Below are 20,090 nucleotides of genomic sequence, written 5' to 3' on the forward strand. Positions count from 1 at the left end.
GTCACCACCACTTCAAGGCGCTGACGCTCAGATCGTGGCCGCGGGGACCGGGAAGTCATCGACACATCCGGACCAACGCCATACGACCGGACCGGGACACTCCCGGACCGGTCACACCATACGAATCAACGACCCGCGAAGTACGGGACTAGATAACGATCGGACCGGGGTTCCGCCCCGGGCAGGCCGAGGACAACGGAAGAGCGTGCCCGGGACGGCGTGCACCCGGCCCTTCAACGACCGGGCACACCACCGGTTCCGCGCCCTGGCCACTGGGGTGCGAACCTCACGGTTCTACGCAACCGGCCGACCTGCGAAACGACCCCCGAGGCGTCGGCGCGCCCACGCGGACATGCGGGGGCTAAACAGCGCGCCGAGGGTCTTTCAGAGGCATCTCCGGCGGGGTGCCCGGTCAGGCCCAGAACGCGTCGGTGACGGTGATCTGGGGGTCGGTATGGCGGCGGGTGAAGGTGAAGATGAGCCAGCCGCGGCCACCGGCGAGGTCGGCGATGTGCGGGCCGCCCGGACTGGTCGAGGCCAGGGGGCGGACCGTGATCCAGTGCGGCAGTGACACATCGGCGTCGATGCCCCGGTAGTAGGGATCCGGGGTGGTGATCAGCTCGGCGCGGGCTGACAGGACCAGCTGCTTGCCGTCCTCGGGCATGCTCTCGAATTCCTGGAGCGCCTCTGCCGTCCAGTCCATCTTCCAGGGCGGGAGTGGGAACTCATCGGTCACCGACCGGGCTCCACAACGGCCGCCTGGCGGCGCAGCTGGCTGTATTCGGCCAGGAGCCGGGCGGACTCCTCGGGGTCCTCGGACTTCGCGGCGCGGGCTTCGAGGTCGCGCAGGTGGGCTTCCAGGCCTGGGTCGCGGGCGATGGCGTACTGGGTCCACCACAGGCGCATGAAGGCCGGTACCGGGGTGAGGTTGAAGGCGTCGCCGATCGCGCGGCGCCAGTGGGCCTCGAAGTCCGGCAGCAGGTGCGGGGCGTGTTCCTGGATGGCCAGGCGCAGGGCCTGCGGGGTGCGTTCGGGCATGGGCGGCACCCGGCGGGGCTTCTCGCCGCCGGGGCCGTCGAAGTGGACGGGCTGCGCTGTCATGACGAAGGGACTCCTGGTCTGCCTGTGGTCCGGCCCTTTCAGGCGGCGTTCTGGCCGGCGCCGGGGGCCGACGGACTCTGTGCCATGTACTGCTCGAACCACTCGGCCGGCACGAGGTAGGCCAGGGTCTTGCCCTTGCGGGTGATCGCGGCAGGCTCCCCCGCGATCCGGGTGCGGTCGAGGATCTCGCCCATCTGCTTGCGAAGGTCGATCGTCGTGTACGTCTTCGGCTCCATCCCCCAAACCTACCCCAACTATCATAGTTGCGATAGTTGCGCCCTCACGAGTGAGGCAGTCAGGCCGGTGGACGGGAGTGACTTCCTGGCTGAAGCGTAGTGAGGGGTACTGACGGGGTGGACGAAGGCGGGCGTCCGCTGGTGCGCGGGTCAGGTGCGGCTGAACGGCGAGAGGCAGGGACGATCGCAACGCCGTCGGGGCGGCGTTTGCTCGTTACTGGGCGCGGGCTGCCTCGATGCCGTCGGCGGCAGGAAGCAGGGGCGGGACGGTCTGGCTGGACGTCCAGGACGATCCAGCGGAGGGCCTGGACGGCGGGGCCCACACGACAGCGCGGCCGCCACCGAGTGGCGGCGGCCGCGCTGGGGTCTCCGAGGCGGTCGTGAGGCGGCTCAGATGCCGATGTCGCGGCCTTCCGCTGATTTCCGGATGACCGTTGCGGCGGGCTTGTCAGTGGTGGGTGAGCGCGGCAAGCCCCGCATCGGAGGAGACCAGCAGGCGGCCTCGTGGTGTCACGGTCTGGGCTCCGGAGAACCACGGTCCCTCCACCTGCTGAAGCTGCAACGCTGGGTGAAGGAGACAGGGCGCGGCTTGTGGTGATCTGCGAGGGCCGGGACGCGGCAGGCAAAGGGGGCACGATCCAGCGGTTCACCGAGCGGCTCAACCCCCGCGGGGCACGGATCATCGCTCTGTCCCGGCCGACCGAGCGGGAGACGGGCAGTGGTACTTCCAGAGGAAGGGGTTGGACCAGCCGCCGGTCCAGACGGTGGGGAACGGCGCGGCGATGCCGGCGAGCTGTCCGTCGACGGAGATCTGCACCTCGCGGTACGGGCCGTCGGCGGCCTTGCAGGAGTACGGGGCCGCGTCCGGGGTGGTCATGTACCAGTACTCCTCGCAGCCGCCGCCCGAGCCGGTGGCGTACACCTCGGCGAGGAGGCGCTCCGTGTTGCGCGGGGTGGTGACCGACGGGGAGGTGAGGGGCAGGACGCGGTCGGGGGTGTCCGGGGCCGGGTTGCGGCCGTCGGCGGCGTAGAAGGTCAGGGTCACCTTGACGTCGATGACGCCGGTGTACGTGTCGTTCACGACGTTGCCGATGAGCATCTCGACGGGCTGCGGGCGGGCGAGGGTGTCGCGGTAGCGGGTGACGTCCTTCTCGACGGACCAGGTGATGCCGTCGGGCGAGGGCTGCGGGGTGGAGGTGCGCAGGATCTCGACCCCGCCGACGGCGAGGTGACCGAGGCGGTCGTACTGGCGGCCCTTGACCTTGCCGTCGAGGCGCAGGACCACCTTGGCCCAGCCGGTCGCTCCGCAGGCGGCGGGCGGTGCATAAGTCCCCTGGTAGGGCGTGAAGTCGCGGAACTGTGCCTCCGCGAGGGTCACCTGGCAGGACCGGGTCGCGGGCCGGGCGACGGGCGGAGCCGCCGTGAGCGGGTCGTGCCAGTCGGTGCCGAACTCGGCGGGCGGCGGGTCCGCGGCCGGGAGCGCGGCGGCGTACGCGGGTCCCGCGGCGGCCAGGGTGGCGGCGGTCAGCGCGATCGCGCCGAGCAGGCCGGTGATCCTGTGGCGTCGTCTCATGGGCCCGCAGTGAAACCCGGCCCGCCGGGGCCGGGCCAGGGTCGGTGCTCCGGCCCTGGCCGGTTCTGGACCGCCCCGGCCCCGCCGGCTCCGGTCCGGACGTCAGCGGGGCAGGACGACCACGCCGTCGTCGTCGGCGTGGACGGTGTCCCCGGCGCGGAAGGTGACGTCGCCGATGGTGACGGGCTCGTCGACCGCGCCGTCGCCGGTCTTGCCGCTCTTGCGGGGAACCGTGCCGAGCGCCTTGATGCCGAGGTCGAGCCCGCCGAGGGCGACGCTGTCGCGGACCGAGCCGTTGACGATCAGGCCGGCCCAGCCGTTGGCCTCGGCCGCGCCCGCGATGAGGTCGCCGACGAGGGCGGTGCGCGGCGAGCCGCCGCCGTCCACGACGAGGACCGCGCCCCCGCCCGGCGTGTGGAGGAGGGTGCGCAGCAGTGCGTTGTCCTCGTGGCAGCGCACGGTCCGTACGGGACCGGCGAACAGCCGGCGTCCGCCGAACTGGCGGAACCCGGTGGCGCAGATGGCCAGGGACTCGCCGTACTCGTCGTACAGGTCGGCTGTGGGGACGGGGGTGACGCTCATCTGGCTACCGGTTTCCTCGCTGCTCGTGCGCGTACGTCGCGGTGGTGCGGCCAGCGGCCAGCGGCCAGCGTAATCCGCCGGTCGTCCGGCGCGGCGGGGCGTCTCGCGAACGCGGCGCGGGCGGCCTGAATCGGCTGGAACGTGACGGGCGGTCGGGCGGCCCGGGCGGTGGCGGGGCCCGGACCGGACCGGACCGCGTGCGGCCGGGTCAGTTCCGGGAGTTGCCGAACAGGATGCGGTAGCCGATCAGCAGCACCAGTGAGCCCGCGATGGCGGAGCCCCAAGTGGCGAGGTCGAAGAACTCGGTCTGGATGGGCTTGTCCAGGACCTTCGCCGACAGCCAGCCGCCGATGAAGGCTCCGGCGACGCCGATGAGGGTGGTCCCGATCAGGCCACCGGGATCCCGACCGGGCAGCAGGACCTTGGCGATGCCCCCGGCCAGCAGTCCCAGGATGATCCAGCTGACGATCCCCATGTCCAGTCACTCCGCTTCGGTCGTTTCGGTGTTCCCCCGGGAGGACGCGCCCGGTGGCGGAACGGTTCTCTGCTGCTCAGACCGCCACGCGGCCGGCCGCTACGGGGAGCTCGGCACCCGTGACGGGGCCGGTGCCCGGACCGGAACCGGTGGAGGGCGTCCGGGTGAGCAGGACCACCCCGCGCGCCGCCAGGAAGGCTCCGGCGCCGGCCAGCAGCAGCCCCGGCACTCCGCCCTGCAGTCGTTCGCCGAGCAGGACCATGCCGATGGCGGCCGCGGCCAGCGGGTTGGCGAGGTTCACCACGGCCAGCGGGGCGCCGAGTCCGCCGCGGTAGGCCCGCTGCGACAGGAGCATCCCGCCGACGGCGAACACCATGACGAGCAGGGCGACGGAGACGACCCGGACGCTGAGCAGGGCTCCGCCGCGACCGGCCGCCACGGCCACCGTCTGGGTCAGCGCGGAGGCCGCCGCGGAGGCCAGCCCGGAGGCGGTCGCGTGGCGCAGGCCCGAGCGCGGGTCCTTGTCCGCGGTCAGCATCATGATCACGGCGAGGGTCGCGCCGGAGACGGCCAGCGCCTCGATCAGGGTGAGGGTGTCGTCGGGGGCCGGCCCGGAGGCCGGGAGCAGCAGCAGGCCGAGCCCGGCGACGGTGGCCAGGGTGCCCCGCCATTCGGTGGCCGCCACCCGGCGGCCGGACCGGCGCGCCCCCAGCGGGACGGCGGCCACCAGGGTGAGCGCGCCGAGCGGCTGCACCAGGGTGAGGGGGCCGTAGCGCAGGGCCGCCGCGTGCAGCAGCGCTGCGGCGGCGTTCAGCCCGGCCGACCACCACCAGGCACCGGAGCCCAGCAGGGCCTTGGCGGTGCGCGCGACGGCGGCCCGGGCGAGGCGTTCCTGGGCGACGGCGGCGGCCGCGTAGGCCACGGCCGAAGCCAGGCAGAGCCCGACGGCGAGGGTGGTGTCGTTCATCGTCTTGCTCCTACGGCCGCGTCCGCGCTCCGCGGGCGCGGCAGGCCTCGTACGGGGATGTCCTGGCCGGGCTCCGGGCCCGTTCGCGCGTCCGGGCCCGGGCCCGCGCCCCGGTCCGGATCGGGGTCGGGGTCGCTCGTGCGCGGCTTGGGGACGAGCAGCAGGGCCGCCCCCAGCAGGACGGCGGCCACGACGGCGTCGAGCCAGTAGTGGTTGGCGGTGCCGACTATCACGAGCAGGGTCAGCAGCGGGTGCAGCAGCCACAGGAAGCGCCACCGCGAGGAGGTGGCGGCGATCATGCCGAGCGCGAGCATCAGCGCCCAGCCGAAGTGCAGTGAGGGCATGGCGGCGAACTGGTTCGCCAGGGTGTCCTCGGCCGGTGCGGCCTTGTAGACGGTGGGCCCGTAGACCTGTGCGGTGTCGATGAGCCGCGCGGCGTCGAGCAGTCGCGGGGGCGCGAGCGGGAAGGCCAGGTGCAGGGCGAGGGCGGCTCCGGTGAGTCCGGCGAGCACGCGGCGCGTCCACAGGTAGTGGGCGGGGCGCCGGATGTAGAGCCAGATCAGGAAGAGCGCGGTCGCGGGGAAGTGGACGCCCGCGTAGTAGGTGTTCGCGGTGGTGACGAGGGCGTCCCCGTGCAGCAGCAGCCGCTGTACCGCGCCCTCGCCGGGCAGGTGCAGGAAGCGCTCGGCGTCCCACGTGCGCGCCGCGTTGCGGAAGGCCTCGTCGGTGCGGTCGGTCGAGAGCAGCCGGCCCGCCTTGTAGACGGCGAAGAAGCCCACGACGAGCAGCAGCTCGCGTATGAGGCGGCGGCGCGCGGCTCTCGGTCCGGCTGCCGGCTCGGCAGGTGTGGTGTGGGAGCTCATCCCCCGGTCTCTCTTCCTGTTTGCGCGCACAGCGACACGCCAGTGTATCGATACATTGGCGTATCGATACGCCGGTGTACCGATACGGTCGCGTTCCCGTACACTTCCGTAGTGGAACCTGCAGCCGAGGCGCCCCCGAGGAGAGCCGCATCCATGACGTCGACACCGTCCCCCGCGCGCCGCTCCAAGATCACACCGGAGCGTGAGCAGGAGTTCTACGACGCCGTCCTGGAGCAGCTGCGCGAGTACGGCTACGAGGCCCTGACCATGGAGGGCGTCGCCGCCCGGGCCAGCTGCGGCAAGTCGACGCTCTACCGGCAGTGGAAGACCAAGCCCCAGCTCGTCGCCGCCGCCCTGCGCGCGGGCCGCCGCGGCACCCTCGTCGCCGTGGACACCGGGTCGCTGGCCGGAGATCTGCGCGAGGCGGCCCGGATCGCGGCCGGCACCTCCGGCAGGGACACCCGACTGACACAGGCCCTCGGGCACGCCGTGCTCAGCGACGAGGAACTCCAGGCCGCGCTGCGCGAGGCGCTGGTCGAGCCGGAGCTGGCCGCGTTCGCCGAGATGGTCGGACGGGCCGTGGCGCGCGGCGAGATCGCCGCGGACCATCCGGCCGTGGAGTTCCTCCCCGCCCAGCTGATGGGCGTCCTCCGGATCCGGCCGGTGTTGGAGGGACGGTACGCGGACGCCGACTACCTGGTCCGGTTCGTCGACGCCGTGATGCTCCCGTCCCTGGGCCTCACGCCTTCCCGCCCCACCGGCCCCCCGGCCGACCGGGCCTCCTGAACCGGCGGGCCGCCGTCCCGATGACCTGACGGCGACCCGCCCGCGCTGCCTCGTGGGGACGGCGGCAGCGCGCCACCCGGACCGGGCGGCGGCCACTCACCCCAGGAGTGGCCGCCGTCCGATCCGTGCGGCTCCGCACCGGCCCGGACGGCCGACTTCAGCGGAGCGCGCCCATGGTCCGGGCGAACGCTTCGGGGTCGGCTTCGAAGCCGTGCAGTCGCAGGTCGAAGGACCAGGGACCCGAGGCGTCCCGGGTGAATTCGGCGACGGTGGCCGCGGTGGCGGCGGTCACGGCCGCGAAGTCACCCTCGGCCAGGTCGGTGTGACCCTCACGGATCCGGAACCCGGCGCCGCCGATGTCGGCGAAGGTCTTCGTGGGGCCCGCGGCGCCGGCGTCGGTGTTCTGGATGACCACGCCGACCACCACCCGGCTCGACTCCGGTGCGATCCGGTGCAGCTCGATGGTCATCACCTCGTCGAAGCCGAAGCCCTGGCCGGTGTGGCTGTCCCGGTTCAAGGTGATGGTGCCGTCGGGCGACCGGCTGCCGAAGTGCACGAGCTGGACGGGCGCCCCGTGGAGGTCCGCGGCGCCGTAGACCGCGGCGACTATGTCGAGGTCGTTCGCGGGCGTGCCCGTCGGGCTCGGGTCCCACCGCAGCGCGAACTCCACCTTGGCCAGACCCTTGCGTACACCGGTCACCGAACTCCCCCTTCGTTCACGGGCAATGCCCGTCCATGATCCCACGAGCCCCCCGGCCCGGCTCGAACGACCGCACGCTTCCGGCCACTTCGGCCGGTTCGACCATCCGGCCCGGCTCGCCGCGGTCCGCCGCGCGCCGCGGCGGAAATCCCCCGGTCGCGGCGGGAATGCGCGCGTACCGGATGCGAACGGCCGCCCCTTACGGACAAAACCGATTTACACCCCTTCACCCAATAGCGGAGCATTTCCGTCCGGTCGCACCGGACCCACCGTCGCGCCGCCCCTTTCCCCCGTTCCGACCTGCGCCAACCGCGCGATCGACGACTGTCCGGATCGTTATCCTCAAGTTTTGCTCAAATCTAGTGACGATAAGCCGTTCTGCTTCCTAGCTTCCTCGTACACGCGTCCAGACGTCCCCCACATTCGCGCGGTTCCACGCGCCCCGGCAATCCCGGTGGCGTCCCGCGTTCCCCCAGGAAAGAGTGCAGCATGAAGGTTCCCCAGGCCGGTGCGGTCGCCGCAGTGATCGCGATCGCCCTGACCGCCTCCGGGTGCGGCGTCTTCGACGATGGGGACCAGGGGGAGGGGACCCTCCCCATCGGCATCAAGTTCGACCAGCCCGGCATAGGCCTGCGGGAGACCGACGGCACCTTCTCCGGATTCGACGTCGACGTCGCCACGTACGTGGCCAAGGAACTCGGCTACAAGTCGAACAAGATCGAATTCAAGCAGGTCTACAGCAACGACCGCGAACTGCTGCTCCAGTACAACGAGGTCAAGTTCGTCGTCGCGAGCTATTCGATCAACGACAAGCGCAAGGAGAAGGTCGACTTCGCCGGACCGTACTTCGTCGCGCACCAGGACCTGATGACGCGCGCCGGCGACGCTTCGATCACCAAGGCCGAAGACCTCAATTCGAAGAGCCTGTGCTCGGTCTCCGGCTCCACCTCGGCCGAGAACCTCCGCAAGAACCTCGCCCCCAAGGCGGGCCTGCTGGAGATGGCCGGCTACGCGGACTGCGTCGTCGCGCTCCAGGAGAGCCGGGTCGACGCCATGACCACCGACAACTCCATCCTGGCCGGGTACGCCGCCCGCAAGGGCAGCGAGAACAAGTTCAAGCTGCTCGGCCAGAACCTGAGCAACGAGAACTACGGCATCGGTGTCAAGAAGGGCAACAAGGAGCTCCAGCGGAAGATCAACGACGCGCTGAAGAAGATGGTCGCGGACGGCTCCTGGGAGGCGGCCGTGAAGAAGAACTTCGGCGAGAACTACCGGTACGAGCCGGCTCCGGCGATCACCCCCGTGAGCTGACGTCCGCCGCGGCGGCGGCCGCGCCCGACCTCCCGCCGACACGACCCGACGGCCGTGACCCCTCGTACGGGGTCACGGCCGCCCGCGTGGTCCGTGGGCCCGCTCAGGCCACCGGGGCCTTGCCGCGCAGCACCGTCAGGAACTCCCGCATCCAACGCGAGTGGTCCGGCCAGGCCCGGGCCGAGACGAGGGTGCCGTCGACCACGGTCTCGGAGTCCTCGAACTCGGCCCCGGCCGCCTTCATGTCCAGTTCCAGCGCCGGGTACGCGGTCACCCGACGGCCGGCCAGGCCCCCGGCCGCGGCCGTGATGAGCGGGCCGTGGCAGATCTGGGCGATCGGCTTGTCGGACTCCGCGAAGGCAGCCAGGATCCGGCGCACTTCGGGGTCGTTGCGCAGGTACTCCGGCGCCCGGCCGCCCGGGACGACCAGGGCCGCGTAGTCCTCGGTGACGACGTCCGCGAAGGCCAGGTCGGCGGGCCAGGTGTAGCCGGGCTTCTCGGTGTAGGTGTCGAAGCCCTCCTCGAAGTCGTGGACCACGAACCGCAGCTTCTTCACCTGCGGCGCCGCGATGTGGACCTCGTACCCCTCCTCGCGCAGGCGCTGGTACGGATACAGGACCTCCAGCGACTCGGCCGCGTCGCCGGTCACGATGAGGATCTTCACTGCCATGGGCTGCTCCAGATGGGGCTGGTCACGGTCGCTGAGGCCCCACCGGGGGCCACCGCTACCCTGCCCGCGGCGCGCGGCCGGCACACACGAAGATCACCCACTCTCGACACATGGTTTTCACCTGTTGGGCACATGACAATGTGACCCTCGCACTGCCACTGACACTCCGCCAATTCCCCGGGCGGGGACGGTGCGTATGGAGAGGTACCCCCCACCCGATGAGAATCTCGCGCCTGACCCCTTGGGCTGCCGGCCTCGCCGCCGCCGCCCTGTTCGCCGTACCGGCGGCCGCGTCCGCCGGCCAGCAGCGCCAAGCCGCCGGGGAGAACCCGACGGCCGCCGCGGCGGACCCGTACGCGGACTACTACGCGAGTGCCCAGGGCAAGACCGGGCCCGCGCTGAAGACCGCCCTGCACGACATCATCAAGACCCAGTCCAAGGTGTCCTACGAGGGTGTGTGGAACGCCCTGAAGGTGACCGACGAGGACCCGGCGAACCCCAACAACGTCATCCTGGTCTACTCCGGCCGCTCCCAGTCCAAGGCGACGAACGGCGGCGGCGCCAACGACTGGAACCGCGAGCACGTCTGGGCCAAGAGCCACGGCGACTTCGGCACCGCCACCGGCCCGGGCACCGACCTGCACCACCTGCGCCCGGAGGACGTCACCGTCAACAGCACCCGGGGCAACAAGGACTTCGACAAGGGCGGCAGCCCGGTCAGCGAGGCACCGGGCAGCCGGACCGACGCCGACTCCTTCGAGCCGCGCGACGCGGTCAAGGGCGACGTGGCGCGGATGCTGCTGTACATGGCCGTCCGCTACGACGGTGGTGACGGCTTCGCGAACCTGGAGCTGAACGACAAGGTCAACAACGGTTCGGCCCCCGCGATGGGCCGGATCAGCCTGCTGAAGCAGTGGAACCAGATGGACCCGCCGGACGCCTTCGAGCAGCGCCGCAACCAGGTCATATTCGACCGGTACCAGCACAACCGCAACCCCTTCATCGACCACCCGGAGTGGGTCAACTCCATCTGGTGACCGGGGCCCGCAGTCACGGCGTCCTCCGGGGTTGGGCCGCGTCAGGCAGGGTATTCCCTGGCCAGAGGCTGCGACCCGCGCCCGACGGCAGCAGCCGGCGGAGGTACGCCGTGATGGACGGAGCCGGACTCTCCGATCGCGAGCAGCGCGCCCTCTCGGCGATCGAGGCCGAACTCAAGGGTGACCGTTCCCTCGACCGGATCCTGCGGTCCGCCACGTCGCACCGGCGTCACCGCATCGTGGCCGCTTGGCTGCTCGGTGCGGCGGCGGCGGTGCTGTTCGTGGCGGCCTCGCTCACCGTCTCCCGGCTCCTGATCTGGGTCTTCGCCGCCGTCTGGACGTCTGCGGTGGTTCTGGCTCTGCCGCTGGTCGGCCAGTGTCTCCAGCGCCGCCGCGCGCGCGTCGACCGCACGGCGCGGCCGTAGGACCGGTCAGAGCCGGTCGGCGAGGGCCTTGAAGTCGGGCCAGGGCAGCTGGGGCGTGCGTGCGTCCCACACCTTCTGGGACAGCGCTGCCAGCGGAGCCTGGATGCCCGCGGCCACCTGGGCCTGCGTCTGGGCACCCGCCAGGTCGCTCCAGACGGCGAGGCGCCCGCCCAGGATCTGCGGCCCGTACGAGGCCGGGACGGGGGTCGTGCCGCGCAGGACGAGCGGGGTCCACTGCTCGTAGATCCGCTTCCCGGTGGGGTACGTGAACTGGTTGGGCTCCCCCAGCACGTAGTAGAGGAACTCGTCGTTGAGGTTGACGAGCTTGCGGCCCTCGCGCAGGTACTCCAGCGGCGGCCGGGCGCCGTTCTCCTTGCCGGTCCAGTACTCGACCTGGATGTCCTTGGCGGCGTTCGTCACCCCGCCCGCGAAGAACCCGTCGTTCCACGCCTTGAGCGCCTTGCCCGACGGCCGGACCACGGCGGCGCGGTCGTTCAGCCAGCCCGTCGCCAGGTCCTGGACCCGCGCCGAGGGCCCGTACCGCTGCTGGGCGGCCCGGGCGAGCTGGGGGAAGGAGGCCTGCGGGTCGCGGTAGACCAGCGCCTGGTACTCGTCGGCGCCCAGGTGCCAGGCCCCTCCGGGGAAGAGCGGAAGGTACTCGCGCAGCAGCTCGTCCACGAGCTTGGCGGAGGCCGGGTTCGATATGTCCACGGCCCCCTTGACGGCCCGCCCCTGCGTGTCGCGCAGCTGCAGGTCGGGGTGGGCGCGCAGGACCGCGCCGAGGTGGCCGGGCGAGTCGATCTCGGGGACCACCGTGATGTGCAGCCGGGCGGCGAGCGCGTTGATCTCGCGGACCTGGGCCTTGGTCAGGTGCGGGGTGGAGACGATCTCGGGGTGCGTGTCGGACTGGATGCGGAAGGCCTGGTCGTCGGAGAAGTGCAGGCCGAGCTGGTTGAGCTTGAGGTCGGCCATCTCGCGCAGCCGGTCCTCGATCCAGTCCGGGCTGAAGTGCTTGCGGGCTACGTCGAGGTTGAGGCCGCGCTGGGGTTTCGCGGGGGCGTCGCGCACGGTGCCCTCGGGGGCCGAACCGGCGCCCTTGACCGCCTGCTTGAGGGTGCGGGTGCCGTAGAAGACTCCGGCCTGGTCGGGGCCGTTGATCCGGACGCGGCCGTCCTTGACGTCCATGGTGTACGACTCGGGCCCTCCCGAGGCGCCCGCGTCCAGGGACAGCTCCACGTCGCCGGCGCGCGGCGCCGCCGACGCCCCGTATCCGATGCGCAGTTCGCCGGCGAGCAGCTTGGCTTCGTCGGAGAGCGCTGCGGTGTCGTCCGGGGAGACGACCACGCGGGCTTCGGGGGTGGGCTTCCAGCCGGGCCCGCGGGCGGGCACGTGCTCCCGTACCGCAGGGATGGTGCGCGGAGCGGTGGACAACGGGTAGGTCGGGCTCGGCGTGGGGGTGGGGGCGGCCTCGGCCGGGACCGCCGCCGTGGCGGAGGCGGTGGAGGAACCCGGGTCACCGGGGGCGCGCGCCTCGTCCGAGGCGGCCGTGCAGCCCGGGAGGGCAAGGGTGACCAGCGCGGCGACCGTTGCCGTCGCGATGGTGCGGACCCTCGTGTGCCGTCTCGGTGTGCTCATCATCTGCCCGTGTCCCCCGTACCAACGTGGCACGGGGGACACGGGCGCGCGACCCGGCGGTCTCAGACGAGGGCGTCCCGCGCGGCGGCGGCGAAGCCGTGGTCCTGCTCGGGGGCGCCGCCGCCGACGCCGATGGCGCCGATGAGCCGGCCGTCGCGGTGGACGGGCAGCCCGCCCGCGATGAACAGCAGCGGTCGGTCGAGGGCCGTGGGCAGGGTGTGGAAGGGGCCGCCCGGCCGGACGGCATCGACGAGGTCGGCGGTGGGCGCGTTCAGCTGGAGCGCGGTGTAGGCCTTGCGGGTGCTGGTCTCGCCGGAGATCAGCACGGCGCGGTCGTCGCGGCGGAAGGCGAGGAGGTGGCCACCAGCGTCGAGGACGGTGACGCTGACCGTGGCCCCGGCCGCTCCGGCGGCGGCCGTTGCGGTGGCGACGAGCAGCTCGGCGTCCTCGGTGGTCAGCGGGGCGACGGCGGTGCGGGTGGGGGTGGACATGCGGTGCTTCTCCTTGCGGGCGGGGGTGCGTGCGTACGGGGGGAAGGAGGCGGATCAGTGGTGGGCGGGGACGGCCGCGGTGGCCGCGGGTGCACCGGCCGCCACGGCCGGGCCCCGGTCGCCGCGGGCCGCGCGCCGCGCCGTACGGCGTTCCAGCGCGCCGGAAGCGAGGGCGAGCACCAGGGCGGAGGCGGCCAGCGCCGCACCGACCCAGTTGGGGGCGGTCCAGCCGAGGCCGGCGGCGATCACCAGCCCGCCGAGCCAGGCGGCGAGGGCGTTGCCGAGGTTGAAGGCGCCGATGTTGACGGCCGAGGCCAAGGTGGGCGCCCCGGCAGCCTGGTCCAGGACCCGCTTCTGGAGCGGCGGGACGGTGGCGAAGCCGAGGGCGCCGATCAGTACGAGCGTGAGCGCCGCGCCGACCTTGGTGTGGGCGGTGAAGGTGAAGACGGCGAGGGTGACGGCCAGGGCGCCCAGGGCCACGTACAGCATCGGCATCAGCGCGCGGTCGGCGTACCGGCCGCCGATGAGGTTGCCGGCGACCATGCCCAGGCCGAAGAGGACGAGGAGCCAGGTGACGGAGGTGTCGGCGAAGCCTGCGACGTCGGTCATCATCGGGGTGATGTAGGTGATCGCGGCGAAGACGCCGCCGAAGCCGAGGACGGTCATCGCCATCGCGAGCAGCACCTGGACGTTGCGGAAGGCGGCGAGCTCGCTGCGGGTCCGCACCCCGCCCTCGGGCCGGGGCAGCTCGGGTACCAGCCGGGCGATGCCGAGCAGACCGGCGACGCCGAGCGCGGCGACGATCAGGAAGGTGACGCGCCAGCCGAGGGTCTGCCCGACGAACGTGCCGAGGGGGACGCCGACGACGTTGGCGACGGTCAGTCCGGTGAACATCATGGCGATGGCGCCGGCCTTCTTCTCGGGGGCGACGAGTTCGGCGGCGACGACCGCGCCGATGCCGAAGAAGGCGCCGTGGGCGAGTGAGGCGACGACGCGTCCGGCGAGCATGACGCCGAAGGCGGGGGCGAGGGCGGAGAGCACGTTGCCCGCGACGAAGAGGCCCATGAGCAGCATCAGCATGCGCTTGCGGGGAATGCGGGTGCCGAGCACGGTCATGAGGGGCGCGCCGAGGACGACGCCGAGGGCGTAGCCGGTGACCAGGAAGCCCGCGGCGGGGATCGAGACCCCGTACGTGCCGGCGACCTCGGGGAGCAGGCCCATGATCACGAATTCGGTGGTGCCGATCCCGAAGGCCCCGACGGCGAGGGCGAGGAGTGCGAGAGGCATGGGGGAGGTGTCCTTCAGGGGAGGGGGTGGTGCGGGGTGCGGCGGGGCGACGGCGTGATCGCGGTCGAGGGCGAACGATCGCGGTCGAGGGCGATTGCTTGCGGTCGCCGCTTGCATGCGCTCAACGTTAATTGCAGGCGCGGGATATTTGCAAGCGCGGGCTATTGCGCATGTGGACTATCCTGGTGGTCACACACCCCAGCCCTGGACGCTTCGACGGAGGAGCCCATGACGGCCACGGACAGCGCGCTCACCGCCCTTTCCCAGGGCTGGTGCGCCCTCTCCCTCCTGCACGGGCGGATCGAGGCGCACATCGAACGGGCCCTGCAGGCCGGCCACGGCCTGAGCGTGCGCGAGTACTCGCTGCTCGACGTCCTCAGCCGCCAGCACAACGGCCCGGGCGGTCACCTCCGGATGCACCAGGTCGCCGACTCGGTGGTGCTCAGCCAGAGCGCGACGACCCGGCTGGTGAGCAGGCTGGAGGACCGCGGCCTGCTGAACCGCTACATCTGCGACACCGACCGTCGGGGCATCTACACCGACGTCAGCGAGGCGGGCCTGACCCTCCTGGCCGCGGCCCGCCCCACCAACGACACCGCCCTGCGCGAGGCCCTGGACGAGGCCTCGCGCACCCCTGAACTCGCCCCGCTGGTCACCGCGGTGGAGAACCTCCGGAGCTGACCGGGCGGCCCCCTGGCAGGGCTACCGCGGAGTGGGGCTCGGCGGGGGCGAGGAGGTGGTGACGCCTCCCCGCGCGGCGGACGGGCTCGCCGACGGGGGCTCCGCCCCCGACCTCGATGCCCTGGGTGAGGACGGGACCGACGGGGACGGGCTCACCGCCCCGGTGGGGGGCGAGGACACGGACGGGGTCCGCCGCCCGGATCCGGAGGGTTGAGGGGCGGGTGACGTCGGGTCCTGCGGAGACGGGCCGGGGGCCGTGATCCGCGGCGGGGTGGCCGGTGGCCCCGGCTCGGGCGACGGATCCGGGGCGAGCAGCAGGTACCCGATCCCGGCGGCCGCCGCCGCCGCAAGGCCGGCCAACGGCAGCGCGAACCGCCGCAGCCCGGCCATCGGCAGCCGTCCCAGGTGCGCCCCGGGCGGCTCCGCGGGCCGCAGCCGGCGGACGTCGATGCTGTCCGCGCGCGCGTCGAGGGCCTGTCGCAGCCGGCGCTCGACGGGGCGCTCGGCGAGGCGTTCGCCGTCACGCGTCATATCCGTCCCTCCAGAATCCGTTCCAGGGCGTCCAGGCCGCGGCTCGCGTTGGACTTCACCGCTCCCCGGCTGATCCCGAGGGTGGCCGCGATCTCCGCTTCACTGAGGTCGGCCCAGTACCGCAGCACCAGCACCTGACGGCGGCGCGGCGTGAGCCGGCCGAGCGCGGCGAGCACCTCGCGGTGCGCCTCGTCCAGGACCACGTGGTCCTCGGCGGACGGTATGTCGGCAGCCGCGGGCGGGGTCCAGGCCCGGACGGTGCGCCGACGGCGCAGCACCGAGCGCGAGGTGTTGACCACCGCGGTGCGCAGGTAGCCCAGCGCGTTGTCGACTTCGGCGATCTGCTCCCCGTGCCGCCGGTAGAGGGCCGTGAAGGCGTCCTGGACCACGTCCTCGGCGGTGGCCAGGTCGTCGACGAGCAGCACCGCGAGCCGGACCATCCGCAAACGGTGCGCGTGGTAGAGCTCGGTGACGGTGGGCGGCCGTTGGTCGCCGTGGTCCGTGCGGTCGTAGGGCGACGAGGAACCGTACGAGGAGCCGTACGACCGCGGGGAGGCCGGCGGGGCGGAACGGTCCCGGCGCAGCAACGACCAAAGGCCCCGCCACGCCCGGCCGAAGCCGGGCATGAGGGGGCCGCCGGGTGAAGCGAGTTGGAGCACGGGGTTCCTCAGCTGTTCGCGCGGCGCCGTACGGCGTACAGGGCTCCCGCGCCGGCGAGGACCAGAACCGTGGCCCCCGCCCCCATGGCGATGGTCGTCGCCGAGGAGCCAGTATGCGCGAGCTCCGCCGCGCCGGGTGCGGCCGGTGCGGCAGGTGCGGCGCCCGGCTCGGAGGGCGACGCGCTGGGCCGGGCGTCCGAGGGGGCCGACGGACGGACACCGGGCGCGGCGCTGGGGGACGCGCTCCCGGTGCCCGAGCCCGCGCTCGGCGGGGTGCTCACCGACGGGGAGGGCTTGGGCCCGCCCGCGGTGGGCGACGCGCTGGCCGGCACGCTGACCGACGGGGAGGGCGCGGCCGAGCCGCCGCTCGCGGCGAAGGCGGGACCGGCGAGGGCGACGGCCACTGCGGCGGCGGCAGCGGTGACGGCCGTCCGACGGAAGGCCGGGGGGACGCGCTTGGGGTTCTTCACGGTGGTTCTCCACGGTCGGGTCGAGGACGCGGTTCTGCGCCCTTCACCCCCGCACGACGCGCGACCCCCCGGGAGGTTGCCGCCGTTCCGGAAAAACTTTCCGACCGGTTTCCGGGGGCCCGTCCAGGACCCCCTCCAGGGCCGTGGCCAGGGTGGCGATGCCCTCTTCGATCTCTCCGGCCGAGCCCGCCGCGTAGCCGAGGATCAGACCCGGCGGGCCGGGCCGGACCCGGTGCCAGGACAGCGGGTGGGTCTTGACCCCCAGGGCCAGGGCCGCCGAGGCCAGGGCCGTGTCGTCGAAGCCGGCACCGTCGAAGGTGACCATCAGGTGCAGCCCGGCCGCCGCGCCGTGCACCCGGGCGCCGGGCAGCAGCTCGGCGACGGCCCGGAGCATGGCGTCGCGGCGGCGGCGGTGGCGGCGCCGGACGAAGCGCAGGTGCCGTTCCAGCTCGCCCGAGTCCATCAGCCGGGCGAGGACCAACTGGGCGAGGACCGGATTGCCGAGGTCGGCGTAGCGCTTGGCGGCGGTCACGGCGTCGCGCAGGCGCGGCGGGACCAACAGCCAGCCCAGGCGCAGGGCGGGGGCGAGCAGCTTGGACACGCTGCCGGCGTAGCAGACCGCCTCGGGCAGCAGGGCGCGCAGCGCGGGGACCGGGGCCCGGTCGTAGCGGTGCTCGGCGTCGTAGTCGTCCTCGATGACCAGCCCCCCGGCGGCCGCCCAGCCGAGCAGGGCCCGGCGGCGCTCGCCGTCGAGGACGACCCCGGTCGGGAACTGGTGCGCCGGGGTGAGCAGGACGGCCCCCGCCCCGCTCGCCCTCAGCGCGGCCACGTCCAGCCCGGCCTGGTCCACCCGTACGGGGACCGTCTCCATCAGCCCGTACTCCAGTTGCTGCCGGGCGCCCAGCGAGCCCGGGTCCTCCACCGCGATCCGGTGGACGCCTTCCTCCCGCAGGACGTGCGCCAGCAGCGCCAGCGCCTGGGCGACGCCCGCGACGACGACCACCTCGTCGGGGTCGGCCCGGATCCCCCGGTTCCGGGCCAGCCAGCCGACGACCGCCTCGCGCAGTGCGGGCGCGCCCTGGGGGTTCCCGTAACCGAAGTCGGCCGGGGTGAGCGAGGCGAGGACCCGGCGCTCCACCTGCAGCCAGGCCGTGCGCGGAAAGGCGGTGAGGTCGGGGACCCCGGGTGACAGGTCGATCCGGCACGGCACGGCGCGCAGGGCGTCGACGAGCCCACCGCGCTCCGGTGGGCGGGAGGGGACGGCCACCGGCGGCGGGGCGGCGACGACCACGGTGCCGCCCCGGCCGCGGCCGCTGACCTGGCCGGTCTCGGCGAGGCGCTGGTAGGCCTCGGTGACCAGCCCCCGGGAGACGCGCAGTTCGGCGGCGAGGACACGGCTGGCCGGGAGCCGGCTGCCGATCGGGAGGGTGCCGTCGGCGATGGCTGCGCGGAGCCGGCCCGCCAGCCATTCGGTGCGGCCGCCCGGTGGAGCCTGGCCGACGTCGAGCTGGAGGAAGTCCGAGCCGCTCGGGCCTTTGGACCCCTGGGTGACGCCTTCTTTGGACCTGCTCATGGGGCCATTGTGCGGCCACGCTGGATCCCATGCAGACACCGCGCGCTTCCACCGCCGCCCCTTCGTCCGACTCGACCACCGCCTCCGCCTCGACCACCGCCACCGCCTCTCCCGCCGGATCCACCGCGCTGCGTGACCTGGTTCCGGGGATCGTGGGGATGGCGCTGGTCGGCAGCAGCGTCACCGTCTCGCGGGCGCTCGTCGACGCCCCGCTGTTCGCCACCCAGGCCGTCCGGTACGCGGCCGCCGCGCTGCTGCTGTTCGGTCTGGCCCGGGTCGCCCGGGTGCCGATCCACCGGCCGCGCGGACGGGAGTGGCTGTGGCTGGCGGGGATCGCTGCGACCGGGCTGGTGCTGTTCAACGTGGCCGTGGTCCGCGGGGTCGCGCACGCCGAACCGGCCGTCATCGCCGTCGCGGTGGCCTCCGTACCCATCTTGCTGGGTCTGCTCGGCCCCGTCCTGGAAGGGCGACGGCCCAGCCGTCGGGTGCTGCTGGCGGCTCCGGTGGTGGTGGCCGGAGCGGTACTGGTCGAGGGAACGGGCCGGACGGACGCCGCGGGAGTGGCCTGGGCGGCCCTCGCGCTGGGCTGCGAGGCCGCCTTCACCCTGCTCGCGGTGCCGGTGCTGCGCCGGCACGGGGCGTGGGGGGTGTCCGTGCACGCGGTGTGGTTGGGCGCGCTGATGCTGGCGGGGCTCACCGTCGTCTTCGAGGGCACCGCCGGGCTGTCGTCGCTGGGGCGGACCCCGTGGGCGGCCGTCGGCTACCTCGCCGTCATGGTGACGGCGGTGGCCTTCCTGCTCTGGTACCGCACGGTGGCCGCCGTCGGCGCCGGCCGCGCCGGCCTGCTGACCGGGATCGCGCCCCTGGCCGCTGCCGGTGCGGGGGTCCTCACCGGCAGCGGGGTCCCCGGCCCGGCGGTGTGGCTGGGCCTGCTGGTGGTGATCGCGGGGCTGGGCGCGGGCCTGCGCCCCGACCGCGCCCAGCGGTCCACGCCTACGCCGCCGGCGTGAAGTCCGCGGTCAGCCGCTCCAGCTCGCGTACCGCGGCGTCGACGTCGTAGGTCCGCAGGACGGGCTCGCGTGACGGGTCCTGCGGCCAGACGTCCCGGACCCAGTACTCCGGCCTGCGGTCCGGGGCCTTGAAGTCGTCGTAGCAGTACACGATGCAAGGGCCCAGGGTTTCGGCGGTCGCGAAATCGGAGCTCGTCGCGAGGCGCAGGCAGTTGTGGCTGGAGAAGGGGAAGAAGCGCACGAGCGCACTGGCCCGCGCCGTGCGCCACAGCAGCTCCTCGACCGGGGGAACCCAGGAGTCGGTGCACCGGGAATGGCTGTCGGACATCGGCGCGTGCCGGACGATGGCGTCCCACTCGGGGTCCGGCTCCATCATGAACCCACGCTCCGGCGCGCGTAGCAGAAGAGGTGCTCCTCCGGGACCGCCCGGTCGTCGGCGGGCTGGAAGTGCGCGGTGTGGTGGTGCAGCACCTCCAGGCCCAGGTCGGCGAGCCGGGCCAGGTGGTCCGCCGTGGAGAGGCTGCTGACGGTGACCTCGTGGCCCATCCACTCGATGTCCAGGCCCCGGATGTCCCCCGGCACCGTGGCCATCACGAAGTACCCGCCGGGCGCGACCCAGGACGCCATGCGGTCCAGTGCCCCCGCGACCTCCGGCTGGTCCATCACCAGCAGCGGGAAGAAGGAGCACACCGCGTCGAAGCCGGCCCGCTCGGGCGTGTAGGTCCGTACGTCGGCCTGCTCGAAGCGGGCCTGCGGGACTCTGGCGCGGGCCAGTTCGACCATGGCCGCCGAGACGTCGATGCCGGTGACGGCGCAGCCGGCCCGCACCAGCGTCTCGGCGGTGGGCCGTCCCGTACCGCTGCCGACGTCCAACACCCGTGCTCCGGAGGGCAGTCGGTCGGTGAGCCAGTCAAGGGCCGCCAGTTGGCCGGGAACCCGCCCGAACACCTCCTCGTAGCGCTCCCCCAGAGCGTCGAACACCTCTGCCGCCGACTTGCGTTGACCCATCGGACCGCCCCTTCGTCTT

24 protein-coding genes and 2 pseudogenes are annotated in these 20,090 nt (G+C 73.1%); 7 read left to right on the forward strand and 19 right to left on the reverse strand.

The window, feature by feature from the left end; genetic code table 11:
- Positions 1-412: 412 nt before the first annotated feature.
- Genes OG386_RS05955 through OG386_RS05965 form a run of 3 tightly spaced genes read right to left on the reverse strand, consistent with a single transcriptional unit; the run spans position 413 to position 1,337 of the window.
- The gene (locus tag OG386_RS05955; protein WP_328787107.1) at positions 413-736 is read right to left on the reverse strand and encodes a hypothetical protein; all 324 of its coding nucleotides are present in this window, start codon (positions 734-736) and stop codon (positions 413-415) included.
- Positions 733-1,101 (reverse strand): DUF6247 family protein, encoded by a 369-nt coding sequence (locus tag OG386_RS05960; protein WP_328787108.1) that lies wholly within the window; start codon positions 1,099-1,101, stop codon positions 733-735. The genes OG386_RS05955 and OG386_RS05960 overlap by 4 nt, the downstream gene beginning before the upstream one ends.
- Before the next feature lie 38 nt (positions 1,102-1,139).
- Positions 1,140-1,337, reverse strand: coding sequence for a type II toxin-antitoxin system Phd/YefM family antitoxin (locus tag OG386_RS05965; RefSeq protein WP_328787109.1), 198 nt, complete (start codon positions 1,335-1,337; stop codon positions 1,140-1,142).
- A 594-nt stretch (positions 1,338-1,931) separates the two neighbouring features.
- Between OG386_RS05965 and OG386_RS46875 the strand changes: the two are divergent.
- Positions 1,932-1,994: pseudogene (locus OG386_RS46875) on the forward strand (hypothetical protein); the annotation flags it as partial.
- Positions 1,995-2,043: 49 nt separating this feature from the next.
- Here the strand turns inward: OG386_RS46875 and OG386_RS05975 are convergent.
- The 5 genes and pseudogenes from OG386_RS05975 to OG386_RS05995 all read right to left on the reverse strand — a co-directional run.
- Positions 2,044-2,910 (reverse strand): annotated as a pseudogene (locus OG386_RS05975) (peptide-N4-asparagine amidase); the annotation flags it as partial.
- Positions 2,911-3,012: 102 nt separating this feature from the next.
- Positions 3,013-3,492 carry a ribonuclease E activity regulator RraA gene (rraA, locus tag OG386_RS05980; protein ID WP_328787110.1) on the reverse strand — a complete coding sequence of 160 codons (480 nt, stop codon included), beginning with the start codon at positions 3,490-3,492 and terminating at the stop codon, positions 3,013-3,015.
- A 208-nt stretch (positions 3,493-3,700) separates the two neighbouring features.
- A complete protein-coding gene (locus tag OG386_RS05985; protein WP_189744401.1) occupies positions 3,701-3,967 on the reverse strand; it encodes a GlsB/YeaQ/YmgE family stress response membrane protein in 267 nt (88 codons plus the stop codon).
- A gap of 76 nt (positions 3,968-4,043) precedes the next feature.
- A complete protein-coding gene (locus tag OG386_RS05990) occupies positions 4,044-4,934 on the reverse strand; it encodes a DMT family transporter (RefSeq protein WP_328787111.1) in 891 nt (296 codons plus the stop codon).
- The gene (locus OG386_RS05995; protein ID WP_328787112.1) at positions 4,931-5,797 is read right to left on the reverse strand and encodes a phosphatase PAP2 family protein; all 867 of its coding nucleotides are present in this window, start codon (positions 5,795-5,797) and stop codon (positions 4,931-4,933) included. Before OG386_RS05995 ends, OG386_RS05990 begins: the two co-directional genes overlap by 4 nt.
- 153 nt (positions 5,798-5,950) lie before the next feature.
- Here OG386_RS05995 and OG386_RS06000 point away from each other — a divergent pair, with 153 nt between their 5' ends.
- A complete protein-coding gene (locus OG386_RS06000; RefSeq protein ID WP_328787114.1) occupies positions 5,951-6,583 on the forward strand; it encodes a TetR/AcrR family transcriptional regulator in 633 nt (210 codons plus the stop codon).
- 157 nt (positions 6,584-6,740) lie between these two features.
- Here the strand turns inward: OG386_RS06000 and OG386_RS06005 are convergent, their stop codons facing one another.
- Positions 6,741-7,283 carry a TerD family protein gene (locus OG386_RS06005; RefSeq protein ID WP_328787115.1) on the reverse strand — a complete coding sequence of 181 codons (543 nt, stop codon included), beginning with the start codon at positions 7,281-7,283 and terminating at the stop codon, positions 6,741-6,743.
- Between the two features lie 489 nt (positions 7,284-7,772).
- On the opposite strand from OG386_RS06005, the gene OG386_RS06010 reads away from it, so the two are divergent.
- Positions 7,773-8,594: a glutamate ABC transporter substrate-binding protein gene (locus OG386_RS06010; RefSeq protein WP_328787116.1), complete on the forward strand. Its 822-nt coding sequence runs from the start codon at positions 7,773-7,775 to the stop codon at positions 8,592-8,594.
- A gap of 103 nt (positions 8,595-8,697) precedes the next feature.
- Here the strand turns inward: OG386_RS06010 and OG386_RS06015 are convergent, their stop codons facing one another.
- Complete coding sequence (locus tag OG386_RS06015; protein ID WP_202197863.1) at positions 8,698-9,264, reverse strand: DJ-1/PfpI family protein; 567 nt, start codon at positions 9,262-9,264, stop codon at positions 8,698-8,700.
- A gap of 218 nt (positions 9,265-9,482) precedes the next feature.
- Here OG386_RS06015 and OG386_RS06020 point away from each other — a divergent pair, with 218 nt between their 5' ends.
- Positions 9,483-10,301, forward strand: a complete 819-nt coding sequence (locus OG386_RS06020) for an endonuclease I family protein (protein WP_328787117.1) — start codon at positions 9,483-9,485, stop codon at positions 10,299-10,301.
- Between the two features lie 113 nt (positions 10,302-10,414).
- Positions 10,415-10,726: a DUF3040 domain-containing protein gene (locus OG386_RS06025; protein WP_328787118.1), complete on the forward strand. Its 312-nt coding sequence runs from the start codon at positions 10,415-10,417 to the stop codon at positions 10,724-10,726.
- A 6-nt stretch (positions 10,727-10,732) separates the two neighbouring features.
- Here the strand turns inward: OG386_RS06025 and OG386_RS06030 are convergent, their stop codons facing one another.
- From OG386_RS06030 to OG386_RS06040, 3 genes are all read right to left on the reverse strand, one after another.
- Positions 10,733-12,361 carry a beta-N-acetylhexosaminidase gene (locus OG386_RS06030; RefSeq protein ID WP_328793174.1) on the reverse strand — a complete coding sequence of 543 codons (1,629 nt, stop codon included), beginning with the start codon at positions 12,359-12,361 and terminating at the stop codon, positions 10,733-10,735.
- Between the two features lie 62 nt (positions 12,362-12,423).
- The gene (locus OG386_RS06035) at positions 12,424-12,852 is read right to left on the reverse strand and encodes a GlcG/HbpS family heme-binding protein (RefSeq protein WP_328787119.1); all 429 of its coding nucleotides are present in this window, start codon (positions 12,850-12,852) and stop codon (positions 12,424-12,426) included.
- 54 nt (positions 12,853-12,906) lie between these two features.
- Positions 12,907-14,139, reverse strand: coding sequence for an MFS transporter (locus OG386_RS06040; protein WP_328787120.1), 1,233 nt, complete (start codon positions 14,137-14,139; stop codon positions 12,907-12,909).
- 228 nt (positions 14,140-14,367) lie between these two features.
- Here OG386_RS06040 and OG386_RS06045 point away from each other — a divergent pair, with 228 nt between their 5' ends.
- Complete coding sequence (locus tag OG386_RS06045; RefSeq protein ID WP_328787121.1) at positions 14,368-14,820, forward strand: MarR family winged helix-turn-helix transcriptional regulator; 453 nt, start codon at positions 14,368-14,370, stop codon at positions 14,818-14,820.
- A gap of 21 nt (positions 14,821-14,841) precedes the next feature.
- On the opposite strand, the gene OG386_RS06050 is transcribed toward OG386_RS06045, so the two are convergent.
- From OG386_RS06050 to pdxR, 4 genes are read right to left on the reverse strand one after another with little or no spacing between them, the layout of a single operon-like run.
- The gene (locus OG386_RS06050) at positions 14,842-15,351 is read right to left on the reverse strand and encodes a hypothetical protein (protein WP_328787122.1); all 510 of its coding nucleotides are present in this window, start codon (positions 15,349-15,351) and stop codon (positions 14,842-14,844) included.
- Positions 15,348-15,977 carry an RNA polymerase sigma factor gene (locus tag OG386_RS06055; RefSeq protein WP_443053301.1) on the reverse strand — a complete coding sequence of 210 codons (630 nt, stop codon included), beginning with the start codon at positions 15,975-15,977 and terminating at the stop codon, positions 15,348-15,350. Before OG386_RS06055 ends, OG386_RS06050 begins: the two co-directional genes overlap by 4 nt.
- A 41-nt stretch (positions 15,978-16,018) precedes the next feature.
- Positions 16,019-16,480, reverse strand: a complete 462-nt coding sequence (locus OG386_RS06060; RefSeq protein WP_328787124.1) for an LAETG motif-containing sortase-dependent surface protein — start codon at positions 16,478-16,480, stop codon at positions 16,019-16,021.
- 43 nt (positions 16,481-16,523) lie between these two features.
- Complete coding sequence (pdxR, locus tag OG386_RS06065; protein ID WP_328787125.1) at positions 16,524-18,053, reverse strand: MocR-like pyridoxine biosynthesis transcription factor PdxR; 1,530 nt, start codon at positions 18,051-18,053, stop codon at positions 16,524-16,526.
- A 29-nt stretch (positions 18,054-18,082) separates the two neighbouring features.
- On the opposite strand from pdxR, the gene OG386_RS06070 reads away from it, so the two are divergent.
- Positions 18,083-19,063, forward strand: a complete 981-nt coding sequence (locus OG386_RS06070; RefSeq protein WP_328787126.1) for a DMT family transporter — start codon at positions 18,083-18,085, stop codon at positions 19,061-19,063.
- Here the strand turns inward: OG386_RS06070 and OG386_RS06075 are convergent.
- Together OG386_RS06075 and OG386_RS06080 are read right to left on the reverse strand one after the other, a co-directional pair.
- Entirely contained in the window at positions 19,047-19,439 is a 393-nt protein-coding gene (locus OG386_RS06075) for a hypothetical protein (protein ID WP_328787127.1), read from the reverse strand. The genes OG386_RS06070 and OG386_RS06075 overlap by 17 nt on opposite strands.
- Positions 19,436-20,071: a class I SAM-dependent methyltransferase gene (locus OG386_RS06080; protein WP_328787128.1), complete on the reverse strand. Its 636-nt coding sequence runs from the start codon at positions 20,069-20,071 to the stop codon at positions 19,436-19,438. The genes OG386_RS06075 and OG386_RS06080 overlap by 4 nt, the downstream gene beginning before the upstream one ends.
- Positions 20,072-20,090 lie beyond the last annotated feature (19 nt).

Source organism: Streptomyces sp. NBC_00273, from assembly GCF_036178145.1.
Classification (GTDB): domain Bacteria; phylum Actinomycetota; class Actinomycetes; order Streptomycetales; family Streptomycetaceae; genus Streptomyces.